The 12,648-nt window shown below is 60.8% G+C and carries 12 protein-coding genes; 5 read left to right on the forward strand and 7 right to left on the reverse strand.

All coding sequences use genetic code 11. The features are described 5' to 3' along the window. Positions 1-4: 4 nt before the first annotated feature. Positions 5-1,696 carry a long-chain-fatty-acid--CoA ligase FadD1 gene (gene fadD1 / locus TU79_RS05695; protein WP_057007113.1) on the reverse strand — a complete coding sequence of 564 codons (1,692 nt, stop codon included), beginning with the start codon at positions 1,694-1,696 and terminating at the stop codon, positions 5-7. A 390-nt stretch (positions 1,697-2,086) separates the two neighbouring features. Beyond that, entirely contained in the window at positions 2,087-3,775 is a 1,689-nt protein-coding gene (fadD2, locus tag TU79_RS05700) for a long-chain-fatty-acid--CoA ligase FadD2 (protein ID WP_057007114.1), read from the reverse strand. 190 nt (positions 3,776-3,965) lie between these two features. Between fadD2 and TU79_RS05705 the strand changes: the two genes are divergently transcribed. Together TU79_RS05705 and TU79_RS05710 are read left to right on the forward strand one after the other, a co-directional pair. Beyond that, positions 3,966-4,910 (forward strand): alpha/beta hydrolase, encoded by a 945-nt coding sequence (locus tag TU79_RS05705; protein WP_057007115.1) that lies wholly within the window; start codon positions 3,966-3,968, stop codon positions 4,908-4,910. Between the two features lie 53 nt (positions 4,911-4,963). Continuing rightward, positions 4,964-5,434: a MaoC family dehydratase gene (locus tag TU79_RS05710; protein ID WP_057007116.1), complete on the forward strand. Its 471-nt coding sequence runs from the start codon at positions 4,964-4,966 to the stop codon at positions 5,432-5,434. 74 nt (positions 5,435-5,508) lie between these two features. Here the strand turns inward: TU79_RS05710 and TU79_RS05715 are convergent, their stop codons facing one another. After that, a complete protein-coding gene (locus TU79_RS05715; RefSeq protein ID WP_057007117.1) occupies positions 5,509-5,976 on the reverse strand; it encodes a ferritin-like domain-containing protein in 468 nt (155 codons plus the stop codon). Positions 5,977-6,182: 206 nt separating this feature from the next. On the opposite strand from TU79_RS05715, the gene TU79_RS05720 reads away from it, so the two are divergent. Both TU79_RS05720 and TU79_RS05725 read left to right on the forward strand, forming a co-directional pair. Next, positions 6,183-6,419 carry a DUF3820 family protein gene (locus TU79_RS05720; RefSeq protein ID WP_017735664.1) on the forward strand — a complete coding sequence of 79 codons (237 nt, stop codon included), beginning with the start codon at positions 6,183-6,185 and terminating at the stop codon, positions 6,417-6,419. A gap of 10 nt (positions 6,420-6,429) precedes the next feature. Next, the gene (locus TU79_RS05725; RefSeq protein ID WP_057007118.1) at positions 6,430-7,605 is read left to right on the forward strand and encodes an aminotransferase class V-fold PLP-dependent enzyme; all 1,176 of its coding nucleotides are present in this window, start codon (positions 6,430-6,432) and stop codon (positions 7,603-7,605) included. Between the two features lie 90 nt (positions 7,606-7,695). Here TU79_RS05725 and TU79_RS05730 read toward each other — a convergent pair whose 3' ends face one another. Genes TU79_RS05730 through zwf form a run of 3 tightly spaced genes read right to left on the reverse strand, consistent with a single transcriptional unit; the run spans position 7,696 to position 10,545 of the window. Next, positions 7,696-8,361, reverse strand: coding sequence for a bifunctional 4-hydroxy-2-oxoglutarate aldolase/2-dehydro-3-deoxy-phosphogluconate aldolase (locus tag TU79_RS05730; protein ID WP_057007119.1), 666 nt, complete (start codon positions 8,359-8,361; stop codon positions 7,696-7,698). 17 nt (positions 8,362-8,378) lie between these two features. Next, positions 8,379-9,092, reverse strand: coding sequence for a 6-phosphogluconolactonase (gene pgl, locus TU79_RS05735; protein ID WP_057007120.1), 714 nt, complete (start codon positions 9,090-9,092; stop codon positions 8,379-8,381). Then, positions 9,079-10,545 carry a glucose-6-phosphate dehydrogenase gene (gene zwf, locus TU79_RS05740; RefSeq protein WP_057007121.1) on the reverse strand — a complete coding sequence of 489 codons (1,467 nt, stop codon included), beginning with the start codon at positions 10,543-10,545 and terminating at the stop codon, positions 9,079-9,081. Before zwf ends, pgl begins: the two co-directional genes overlap by 14 nt. Before the next feature lie 220 nt (positions 10,546-10,765). On the opposite strand from zwf, the gene TU79_RS05745 reads away from it, so the two are divergent. Further along, entirely contained in the window at positions 10,766-11,626 is an 861-nt protein-coding gene (locus TU79_RS05745; RefSeq protein WP_172832156.1) for a MurR/RpiR family transcriptional regulator, read from the forward strand. Positions 11,627-11,747: 121 nt separating this feature from the next. On the opposite strand, the gene TU79_RS05750 is transcribed toward TU79_RS05745, so the two are convergent. Next, on the reverse strand, positions 11,748-12,593 hold the full coding sequence (locus TU79_RS05750; protein WP_057007123.1) for a D-hexose-6-phosphate mutarotase: 846 nt from the start codon (positions 12,591-12,593) through the stop codon (positions 11,748-11,750). Positions 12,594-12,648 lie beyond the last annotated feature (55 nt).

A 12,648-nucleotide genomic window follows, 5' to 3' on the forward strand; every position in this document is an offset into this window, starting at 1 on the left:
TGGGTTACTTTTTCAGGCCCAGCTTCTTCAGTTCTTCGTCGCGCAATTCACGTCGCAGAATCTTGCCCACATTGGTGGTCGGCAACACATCGCGAAATTCCACCGCCTTGGGCACCTTGTAGGCGGTGACGTTGGCGCGCATGTGTTCCATCACCTGATCCTTGGTCAGGGTTGCGCCTGGCTTGACCACGATGAACAGCTTGATGATCTCCCCGGACTTTTCGTCCGGTACGCCGATGGCGGCGCACTGCAATACACCCGGCAGGCCGGCCAGCACGTCTTCCAGTTCGTTGGGGTAGACGTTGAAGCCGGACACCAGAATCATGTCCTTCTTGCGGTCGACAATGCGCAGGTAGCCGTCGGGCTGGATGATCGCGATGTCGCCGGTCTTCAACCAGCCTTCGCTGTCGAGCATCTCGGCGGTGGCGTCTTCGCGCTGCCAGTAGCCCTTCATCACTTGCGGACCTTTCACGCACAGCTCGCCGGTCTCGCCCAGCGCCAGCTCGGTGCCATCGTCGGCGATGACCTTGCACACCGTGGACGGCACCGGGATGCCGATGGTGCCGATCTGGATATGCTGGATCGGGTTGACCGTGGCCACCGGGCTGGTCTCGGTCATGCCGTAACCTTCACAGATGCCGCAGCCGGTCACGGCCTTCCAGCGCTCGGCCGCCGCCAATTGCAGGGCCATGCCTCCGGACAGGGTGACTTTGAGCGCCGAGAAGTCCAGCTTGCGGAAGCCTTCGTTATTGCACAGCGCCACGAACAGGGTGTTGAGGCCGACAAAGCCGCTGAACTTCCACTTCGACAGTTCCTTGACCATCGCCGGCAGGTCGCGCGGGTTGCTGATCAGGATGTTGTGGTTGCCGATCAGCATCATCGCCATGCAATGAAAGGTGAACGCGTAGATGTGGTAAAGCGGCAGCGGCGTGATGAGGATCTCGCAGCCTTCATTGAGGTTGGAGCCCATCAGCGCCTTGCACTGCAGCATGTTGGCAACGAGGTTGCGATGGGTGAGCATCGCGCCCTTCGCCACGCCGGTGGTGCCGCCGGTGTATTGCAGCACCGCCACCTCATCGCTGGCCGGGCTCACTTCGTTGACGGTCTGACCATGGCCCCTGGCTAGCACATCATTGAACTTGATCGCCTTCGGCAAGTGGTAGACCGGCACCATTTTCTTAACGTACTTGATGACGCTGTTGATCAGCAGGCGCTTGAGCGGCGGCAGCAGGTCAGCCACTTCGGTAACGATCACGTGCTTGACGGCGGTTTTGGGCACGACCTTTTCCGCCAGATGGGCCATGTTGGCCAGGCACACCAGGGCCTTGGCCCCGGAGTCGTTGAATTGGTGTTCCATCTCCCGCGCGGTGTACAGCGGGTTGGTGTTGACCACGATCAGCCCGGCACGGATGGCGCCGAACACGGCGACCGGGTATTGCAGGACGTTGGGCAGTTGCACTGCGATTCGGTCGCCGGGCTGCAGGTCTGTGTGCTGCTGAAGGTAAGCGGCAAAGGCGCCGGACAATTCGTACAGCTCACCGTAGGTGAGGGTCTTGCCCAGGTTGCTGAACGCCGGCTTGTTGGCGAAGCGCTGGCAGGACTGCTTCAATACCGCCTGAATATTCGGATACTCGTCTGGATTGATTTGTGCAGCAATCCCGGCGGGGTACTTATCCTTCCAAAAGTCTTCATTCATGGAAGCCCACTCCTCAGCGACGCGAATTCATCATCGCATTTGATGCGATTATTATTGGTGTGTGTTTTGTACGGTGAATCCGGCGCTTCACAGCAGGCCGAGACGTCACAAAGCGCGCCGAGAGTAGCAGCTTTGCCAAGGGCCGCCTAGAGCCAAACGAGGGTCCCGCGGTCATAATCACGACTGTCCTACAATATTTAGTCACACTTTAAACGCACGTTGAATATCCCGGTAAACCGCTCTGGAACAAGCCCTCCAGCGCACCCCAAAGCAAATGTGGGAGGGGGCTTGCTCCCGATAGCGGCATATCAGTCACCCAATATGTTGACTGACCCACTGCTATCGGGAGCAAGCCCCCTCCCACACTTTTAGTAGCTGTCAATTCGAGGCTCAGGCGATGTCGCGCAGCTCCCGTCGCAGGATTTTTCCTACCGGCGTCATCGGCAACGAGTCGCGCAACACGATCTGCTTGGGCACCTTGTAGCCGGTGAAGTTGGCCTTGCAGTACGCCTTCAGTTCTTCAACGCTCACGCCCTGGGCACGCGCCACCACGAACAGCTTCACCGCCTCCCCCGTGCGTTCGTCCGGCACGCCGATGACTGCGCAATTGGCCACGGCCGGATGCGCCATCACCACGTCTTCGATCTCGTTGGGGTACACGTTGAAACCCGAGACGATGATCAGGTCTTTCTTGCGATCGACAATGCGTATGAAACCGTCCTCATCGATCACGGCAATATCGCCGGTCTTGAACCAGCCTTCGGCGTCCAGCGCCTCGGCGGTGGCCGCCGGTTGCTGCCAGTAGCCCTTCATCACCTGCGGGCCCTTGATGCACAGCTCGCCACGCTCGCCCAACGGCATTTCGACACCTTCGTCGTCGATCACCTTCATGGCAGTGGCTGGCACGGGAATGCCAACGGTGCCCAGTCGCGATTTATCGCCGTACGGGTTGGCGCTGGCCACCGGGGAGGTTTCCGTCAGGCCGTAACCCTCGCCGATTGCGCAGCCGGTGAGCTGCTGCCAGCGCTCCGCGGTGGCCTTGATCAGCGCGGTGCCGCCGGAGTTGGTGGTTTTGAGGTGAGAGAAATCCAACTGCTTGAATTCCGGGTGATCCATCAGCGCGACAAACAGCGTGTTGAGCCCGAGCAGCCCGGTGAAACGCCACTTTTTCAGCTCCTTGATAAACCCGCCAATGTCCCGTGGGTTGGTGATCAGCACGTTGTGGTTGCCCGAGACCATCATGCACATGCAGTTCGCGGTGAAGGCATAGATGTGGTACAGCGGCAGCGGCGCGATCATCACCTCCTGGCCCTCCTTGACCAGCGGCAGGCCGTCGTCGCCGGTCTGCGACATGCAGGCGCGCACCTGCTGCATGTTCGCCACCAGGTTGCGGTGGGTGAGCATCGCGCCCTTGGCCAGGCCGGTGGTGCCGCCGGTGTATTGCAGCACGGCGATATCGTCCAGGCTCACCGGGTGGCGCGTCACGTCCAGGCTTGCCCCCATACGCAGGGCGCGCTTGAACGGCACCGCGCGCGGCAGGTGGTAGGCCGGCACCATTTTCTTCACCTTGTCGACCAGGGTGTTGACCAGCCAGCCCTTGGCCGCCGGCATGAAGTCGCCCATTCGGGCTTCGATCAAGTAGTCGATGGCGGTGTCGGCGCACACTTCCTCCACGCGCGAACCAAACAGGTTGAGATAGACCAGCGCACGCACGCCGGCATCCTTGAACTGATGGCGCATCTCGCGCGGGGTGTACAGGGGGTTGGTGTTGACCACGATCAGTCCGGCGCGCAGGGCGCCGAACACGGCAATCGGGTAATGCAGCACGTTGGGCATCTGCACCGCGATGCGCTCGCCGGGCTTGAGGTCGGTGTGCTGCTGCAGGTAACCGGCGAACGCCGCACTCTGACGCTCAAGTTCGGCGTAGGTCAGGGTAATCCCCATGTTGCTGAATGCCGGACGGTCGGCGAAGGTCTTGCAGGAGCGCTCGAACACTTCGATCACCGAGGTGTAGGCGGTGAGGTCGATGGTATTGGGAACACCGGGCGCGCGTTTGTCATTCCAGAAATCAGGTTGCATTATTCTTGTCCTCTTACCTGAGTGTGTCCGGCCGCTGCTATAAAAAGCGGAGCTTTGGGGACGGTAGCAGCTATGGCCAAACAGGCAAATACGCTAAATCGTGTCATTGATTGTATGAATCTTGCCGCTGAGGCGTGGGCAGATACCTGGCGCGCGATACACTGCCCCATCCCGAGCAAAGGAAAGCGCCATGAACCACAGCACCTTCTGGCTGACCGCGACTGACCACAGCCGTCTGTACGTCAATCAATGGCTGCCGGAGGGCCCCGCCAGGGCCGTGGTGATGCTGTCCCACGGCATGGCCGAACACAGCGGGCGCTATGGGCGCCTGGCCGCAGCCCTGTGCGCCGGCGGCTACGGTGTGTATGCGCTGGACCAGCGTGGCCACGGCCTTACCGCCGAGTCAGGCACCCTGGGTCTGTACGCCGAGCAGGACGGCTGGAACACGGTGGTCGGCGACCTCGCCAGCCTCCACCAGCACATCGGCCAGCAGCAGCCGGGGTTGCCGATCATTCTGCTGGGTCACAGCATGGGCAGCTACATCGCCCAGGCCTACCTGCTGCACCACAGCGCCAGCCTGCATGGGGCAATTCTCAGCGGCTCGAATTTCCAGCCGGCGGCCCTGTATCGCGCCGCCCGGGTGATTGCGCGTGTCGAACGTGTTCGCCAGGGCTTGCGCGGGCGCAGCGCGCTGATTGACTGGCTGTCGTTCGGCTCGTTCAACAAGGCGTTCAAACCGACGCGCACGGCGTTTGACTGGCTCAGCCGCGACCCCGTCGAAGTCGACCGTTACATCAACGATCCGCTCTGTGGTTTTCGTTGCACCAATCAGCTGTGGATCGATCTGCTGGGCGGTTTGCAGCACATCAGCAAGGCATCCAACCTCGCGCAGATTGATCCGGGCCTGCCGATTCTGGTGGTGGGCGGCGAATGTGATCCGGTGAGCGACGGCAAGCGTCTCAACAGCCTGGCCCACGCCCTGCGTGAGGCCGGCTGCCAATATGTGCAATTGACGACCTACCCGCACGCGCGGCATGAAGTGTTCAACGAAACCAATCGCGATGAAGTGACAACGGATGTACTGCACTGGCTCGACCAGGCCCTGACCCTGCGCAGGCCGGCGCGCTGCGAATAACCTTTGCAAAACCGGCCATTAAATTACCGACTAGCCACAGGATGCACCTTTAGATGACCCAGGTAACCAACACCCCCTACGAAGCCCTCGAAGTCGGCCAGACCGCCAGCTACAGCAAGACCGTCGAAGAGCGCGATATCCAACTGTTCGCCGCCATGTCCGGCGACCACAACCCGGTGCACCTGGACGCCGAATACGCCAAGACCACCATGTTCAAGGAGCGAATCGCCCACGGCATGTTCAGCGGCGCGCTGATCAGTGCCGCCGTGGCCTGCGAGTTGCCTGGGCCGGGCACTATCTATGTGGGCCAGCAGATGAGCTTTCAGAAGCCGGTAAAAATCGGCGACACGCTGACGGTGCGCCTGGAAATTCTGGAAAAGCTGCCAAAATTTCGCGTGCGCATCGCCACCCGCGTGTTCAACCAGCGCGACGAACTGGTGGTGGATGGCGAAGCGGAGATCATCGCGCCACGCAAGCAACTTGAATTGACGCTGACGCAGTTGCCACCGATCAGCATTGGCTGAGTCCGAGCCCAAATCCAACGCAAAAAAATGCGGGAGGGGGCAAGCCCCTCCCGCATTGGGTTACAGCGCAGTGCTTACGACTCAGCGCGAGCCTGGTTACGCAGGGCTTTCACTTGGTCGTGGTTGCGTTGCACGCCGTGGTACTGACGCTCTACCAGGTCACGAATACCCAGCAGGTTGTGCTTGTTGATTTTCTCGATCGCTTCTTCGTAAGCCTTCAGGGCGTGGTCTTCGCCGCGCTCGGCTTCGTTCAGAACGGCTTCTTCGTCTTTACCGGTGACCATCGACTTCACGTCGACCCAGCCACGGTGCAGCGCGCCGGCAACGCTGCCGGAATCTTCTGGATCGCCGCCCAGCGCACGCACGGCGGTTTTCAGTTCTGCGGCAGCGGTGGCGCAATCAGCCGAACGCTTGGCAAACAGAGCCTTGAGCTCCGGGTGCTTGATGTCTTCAGCGCACTCTTTGAAACCTTTCTGACCGTCAATGCTGGTCTCGATCAGGTCGTTCAGTACGGAGATGGATTCTTTATTGATGTCAGTCATTTTTCAATTCCTTACGGCAGGTTAAAGGATGCAAGAGTAATTGCAGTGTCCGTGCCAGCTTTTTGAAAAAAATATTCCTATTTAAAATCAAATAGTTATGAATTATTGAACCATCTGCACCGATGTTATTTGCATGATCTGTCCTTTGGCCTTCATGCAGAATGCCTGTATTTTCACTGTCACCGTCTTAACCCCCCAAGATCGCCATGAATCCAGAGAAACTTGAACTGCTGATCACCCGCCAGATGCCCTTCGGCAAATACAAGGGGCGGATCATCGCCGACCTCCCCGGCCCTTATCTCAACTGGTTCGCCCGCGAAGGTTTCCCCCATGGCGAGCTGGGCGGCCTGCTGGCCTTGATGCAGGAAATCGACAGCAATGGCCTGGCCGAATTGCTGGAACCGCTGCGCGCCAAACACGGCAAGCCCGCCCCTCGCCATTAGGAGTTTCGCCATGCCAGGTAATGCAAACAACGAACAGCACTGGCGCGGCATCGCCCAGCGCTATGAGCAGGAGCCTGGCCCGATCAACCTGGAAAACGGCTACTTCGGGCGCATGAGCCGCACGGTACAGGCGCAGTACCTGGAACACGTAGGGTTCATCAACCGCAGCAACTCGCTGCATGTGCGCCAACGCTTCGAGCGCGGTGACAACGACGCCATCCGCTGTCAACTGGCCGAGTTGATCAACGCCGATCCGCAGGCGATAGCGTTCACTCGCAACGCCACCGAAGCCCTGCAGTCGCTGATCCGCAATTACAACCGCCTGCAGCCGGGCGATCAGGTGCTGATCAGCGATCTTGAGTACGACACGGTCAAGGGCGCGATGCGCTGGCTGGCGGGCTACCGGGGTGTGGAGGTGATCGAAATCGCCCATCTTCATCCGGCCAGTTTCGACAGCCTGGTGAGCAGCTATCGCGAAGTATTTGTGCAGTATCCGCGCCTGAAGCTGATGGCGCTGACCCATGTCACCCACCGTACCGGCCTGGTGATGCCCGTCCACACCATCGCCAGGGCTGCGCAGGCGCACGGCGTGGATGTGATCCTCGACGGCGCCCACGCGCTGGGCCAGATCGACTTCAACCTCGCCGAACTGGGTATCAGCTTTGCCGGCTTCAACCTGCACAAATGGATCGGCGCGCCGCTGACCCTGGGTTTCCTCTACATCGCCCCCGAGCGCCTGGCCGATATCGACCCGGACATGGGCGAGTGCCACTACCCTTCCACCGATGTGCGCGCACGCACGCCCTATAGCACGCCGAATTTCCCTGCGTTGATGACGTTGCCATGGGTGCTGGAAGAACATCGCAGCCTGGGTGGCGCGGCGGCCAAGGGTGCGCGGCTCAAGTACCTGAGGGACAGGTGGGTGAGTCAGGTGCGGTCGCTGCCCGCAATTGAAGTGCTGACGCCGGATGATCCCCGGCTGTACTGCGGCATTACCGCATTCAAGTTCAGTGGGCGAGACCAACAGATGATGGTGGACCGTCTGCTCAAGGAGCACGGCCTGTTTACCACGACCCGCGTAGGTACGGCGTTTGGCACGTGTATCCGGGTGACGCCAGGGGTGGTGACCTGCGTTGAAGACATCGATGTCCTGATCAATGCGATCACTCAACTAGCCAAGGACTGAGGTTTTTTACAGGCAAAAAAAAGCGGCACACCGACCAAGTGCGCCGCAAAAATGCCGTTAAGCACAGCAACAACGATTCTTTACATCCGATCAGTCCAGCAGGGCCAGCGCTTGCGCAGTGACTTCCTGAATGCGTGCCCAGTCGCCGTTCCTGATCCACTCCGGGTCAAGCATCCAGCTACCGCCCACGCACATCACGTTCTTCAACGCCATGTAGCTCTTGATATTGGCCGGGCCCACGCCGCCAGTAGGGCAGAACTTCACTTCGCCGAACGGGCCGCCCAGCGCCTTGATTGCCGCCACGCCGCCGCTGACTTCAGCCGGGAACAGCTTGAAACGGCGATAACCCAGGGCATAACCTTCCATGATGCCGGACGCATTGCTGATGCCCGGCAGCAGCGGGATCGGGCTGTGCACCGAGGCTTCCAGCAGGTCGCGCGTAATGCCGGGGGTGACGATGAATTGCGAACCGGCCACCTCGGCGGCGTCGAGCATCTGACGGTCGAGCACAGTGCCGGCGCCGGTGCACAGTTCAGGGCGTTGCTCGCGCAGCACCTGAATGGCCTTGAGGCCGAACTCGGAACGCAGGGTCACTTCCAGCGCGGTCAAACCTCCGGCTGCGAGGGCATCGGCCAGCGGCAGGATGTCCTGTTCGCGGGCGATGGTGATCACCGGCAGGATCCGCGCCCTGGCGCAGAGGCTGTCGATCAGGGCAACTTTGTCCGCCATGGAAACGGTCGGTTGAGGGCTTTTCATAGCGGCTGATCCTTGGCTCATGGGCACCAGTAAATCTCTAATGTGGGTTGCAAAAACGCGCGAATCGGCATGGCAGCAACATCATCACTGGCCAGCGCGGCGCTCAAGGTGGTCAATTTGGCGCTGCCGGAGATCGACAGCACGGTGTACTTGGCGGTGGCCAGCAGCGCGCGGCTCATGGTCAGGCGCTGATGGGGCACGGTCGGCGCCAGCATTGGCCAGCAACGGCGGGTACCGTCCGGCGCCAGCGCATCGCCAAGGTTCGGGCTGTCGGGGAACAGCGAGGCGGTGTGACCGTCATCGCCCATGCCGAGCACCAGCACATCGATGCCGGGCAATTCGACCAGCAGGCGGTCGGCCTGCTCGGCAGCGTCTTCAAGATTGGCCGCAGCGCTGTAGAGGCTCAGAAACTTCGCCTTGGCGGCCGGGCCCTGCAAGAGGTGCTGCTTGAGCAGACCCGCGTTGCTGTCGGCGTGCTCCACCGGCACCCAGCGCTCGTCCGCCAGGGTGATGGTGACGCTGGACCAGTCCAGGCCCTGCTTGGCCAACTGCTGGAAAAACGCCACCGGGCTGCGGCCACCGGACACCACCAGGGTGGCCTCGCCACGGGCACTGATGGCCGTGCGCAGTTGTTCGGCCACGTCATTGGCCAGGCCGTCCGCCAGCAGCGCAGGCGTGCGGTACTCATGGGCCGTGACGCCCTGAGGCAGTTTCAATTCAGATATCGCCATACCACGACCTCCCATCCCGCGTGATCAGTGCAATCGAGCTCATCGGCCCCCAGGAACCCGCCGCGTACGGCTTGGGCGCATCACCGGATTTCTTCCACCCGGCGATCAACTGGTCACACCACGTCCACGCGGCTTCGATTTCATCTTTACGGACAAACAGGTTCTGATTGCCGTTCATCACTTCCAGCAGCAACCGCTCGTAGGCATCGGGAATCCGTGCGCTGCGATAGGTGTCGGAAAAATTCAGTTGCAGCGGACCGCTGCGCAGTTGCATGCCCTTGTCCAGGCCCTGCTCCTTGGTCATCACGCGCAAGGAAATGCCCTCGTCCGGCTGCAGGCGGATGATCAGCTTGTTGCTGATCTGCAGGCGCTGCTCGGGGGCGAAGATGTAGTGGGACGGTTCCTTGAAGTGGATAACGATCTGCGACAGCTTTTGCGGCATGCGCTTGCCGGTGCGCAGGTAGAACGGCACCCCGGCCCAGCGCCAGTTGCGGATATCGGCACGCAACGCGACGAAGGTTTCGGTGTCGCTCTGGGTGTTGGAGTTCTCTTCTTCCAGGTAACCCGGCACCGGCTTGCCGGCGCTGTAACCGGCGATGTACTGGCCGCGTACCACCTGAGTGGTCAGGCCTTCCGGGCTGATCGGCGCCAGGGCCTTGAGCACCTTGACCTTCTCGTCGCGGATGCTGTCGGCGGACAGGTCGGCCGGCGGGTCCATGGCGATCAGGCACAGCAGCTGCAGCAGGTGGTTCTGGATCATGTCGCGCAGCTGGCCGGCCTTGTCGAAATAACCCCAGCGCCCTTCGATGCCGACCTGCTCGGCCACGGTGATTTCCACGTGGGAGATGTAGTTCTGGTTCCACTGGGTTTCAAACAGGCTGTTGGCGAACCGCAGGGCGATCAGGTTCTGGACGGTCTCCTTGCCCAGATAGTGGTCGATGCGGTAGGTGCGGTTCTCCGGGAAGAACTGCGCCACGGCATCGTTGACCTTGCGCGAGGATTCCAGGTCCGAGCCGATGGGTTTTTCCAGCACCACGCGGGTGTTGTCCGCCAGGCCGACCTTGGACAGGTTCTCGCAGATCGCGCCATACACCGCCGCCGGGGTGGCGAAGTAGGCGATCAGACGTTGCTCGCTGCCGACTTTTTCGGCGAGGGCGACGTAGTCGTCGGCTTTCATGAAGTCGACGTGCAGGTAGGTCAGGCGCGCCAGGAACCGCTGGGCCACGCTCTCATCCAGCGCCTTGCCGACGTACTTGCGCAGTTCTGTTTCGATATGGGCCAGGTGCTGCTGCTCGGAACCGGCTTCACGGGCCAGGGCCAGGATGCGCGTGTCGTCGTGCAGCAGATCGGCGCCATCGAGGTGATAGAGAGCAGGAAATAACTTGCGAAGCGCCAGATCACCCAAGGCGCCAAACAGGGCAAAGGTGCAGGGTTCTACGGTTATCGAAGGCATGATGTTTGTTCTTTTATCAAGTTAAGCTACAAATACCTTTTTTCAAGGTATCACTCAAGGAAAAATGTAGTAATAACCACAACATTTTCCCGAATTACGCATTCCGAGTGGTGGTGTTCAGCTACCCTCAGTAGGATAGGCCACCGCGAAAAGCCACTTATTGATTGGTTACCGCCTTTTTATTTGCATCGTCGCCCGAAGGAAAGACTGAATGGACCGCGTGCGAAATCTTCTGGAACAGATCCGGAACCGCCTCGAAGAATTGAACAAGGCCGAGAAAAAAGTCGCCGAGGTCATCCTGCTCAACCCGCAGCAGGCGACCCGCTTCTCCATCGCCGCCCTTGCCCAGGCCGCTTCGGTCAGTGAACCGACGGTCAACCGCTTCTGCCGCTCGTTCGGCGTCAGTGGTTACCCTGAACTTAAATTGCAGCTGGCGCAAAGCCTGGCCAGCGGCGCGGCGTATGTCAGCCGCGCGGTGGAAGCCGATGATAACCCGGAGGCCTACACGCAGAAGATCTTCGGCAGTGCCATTGCCTCGCTCGACAGCGCCTGCCAGGCGCTGGACCCGGCCCTGATCAGCAAGGCGGTGGATTTGCTGATCCAGGCGCGGCAGATCCATTTCTTCGGCTTGGGCGCTTCGGCACCGGTGGCCATGGATGCGTTGCACAAGTTTTTCCGCTTCAACCTGGCGGTCACCGCCCACGCCGACGTGCTGATGCAGCGCATGATCGCGTCGGTGGCGCATACCGGCGAGCTGTTCGTGATTATTTCCTACACCGGGCGTACCCGCGAGCTGGTGGAAGTGGCGCGTATCGCCCGCGGAAACGGTGCCTCGGTGCTGGGCGTGACCGCCGAGAACTCGCCCCTGGCCAAGGCCAGCACGGTGAGCCTGAACATCCCGTTGCCGGAAGACACGGATATCTACATGCCGATGACGTCGCGGATCATTCAGTTGACGGTGCTGGATGTGCTGGCGACCGGCATGACGTTACGGCGCGGGGTGGATTTTCAGCCGCATCTGCGCAAAATCAAAGAAAGTTTGAATGACAGCCGGTATCCGGTGGGGGATGAGTTTAACTAAGCCAGGTTGTGGGTTGGCTTTACTGGCCTCATCGGGGGCAAGCCCCCTCCCACACTTTGATTTGTGAATACCTTCAAATATGGGAGGGGGCTTGCCCCCGATGAGGCCATAAGCCACAAAGCTAAACCCCAGCCCGAGCCTGCAAACTCAAGTGCGCCCTCTCCCCCGGCGCCAGGCAGGCCGCCGCCATTGCCGACTCCACGCACACAAACCCTGACGCTTCGTTAAAACTGACGCCCAGCAGCGGCCGGCTGCCCGGGTGCCACACCACCGTATCAGCGCTCTCGCCCGTGTCGATGCACAGCTCGCGCTGCCAGGCGTGATCCTTGAGCTGCAATTCACCTTCGTGCTGGAACACCCGCTGACAGCCGCCCTCTACCCGCAGCTCACCTTCCTGCTGGCACACCTGACGATTGAGCTGGTCATAACCTTGCGCGCCATCGAGCCCAGACAGCGCTACCTCATCAACGTGACCAATACGCCAGTAAGCGTGCAACGCGTGGCTCAGTTGACAGGGCAACTCGTCCTGATGCTCGGTGCTCAGGCGCAGTTCCAGGGTATCGCCCAGATGAGCGTGCAGGTCGACCTGCCAGTCGCACAGCTGCAATTGCCAATGCAGGCGCACGCCATCTTCCGCAGTGCTGCTGTCGAGCAGTTTCCAGTCGATCAGTCGCGCCCAGCCATGGGATGGCCACGCGTTTTCACTCGGATGCCGGCCATACCACGGCCAGCACACCGGCACGCCGCCACGGATGGCGCCAACCTGCGGCCACTTGGCCGCGCACCACAGCCAGGGCTTTTGCCCGGCGGGTTGAAAATGCAGCAATTGCGCGCCCTGACGACTGAACACCGCCTGGCACAGCGGATGGTCGATCACCAACACATCGCGCATCTGAAAGCGCTCCCAGGCGAACACCGGACGTTCGCGCAGGGATTTGAAAAAGCGTTGCAGCGGATGCTCATGCATGTGCCACGGTCCTGAATTTCACAGTGCTGCGCAAAAAAAAGCGGATAGCCATGGC

It is taken from the genome of Pseudomonas trivialis (genome assembly GCF_001439805.1).
Taxonomy (GTDB): domain Bacteria; phylum Pseudomonadota; class Gammaproteobacteria; order Pseudomonadales; family Pseudomonadaceae; genus Aquipseudomonas; species Aquipseudomonas trivialis.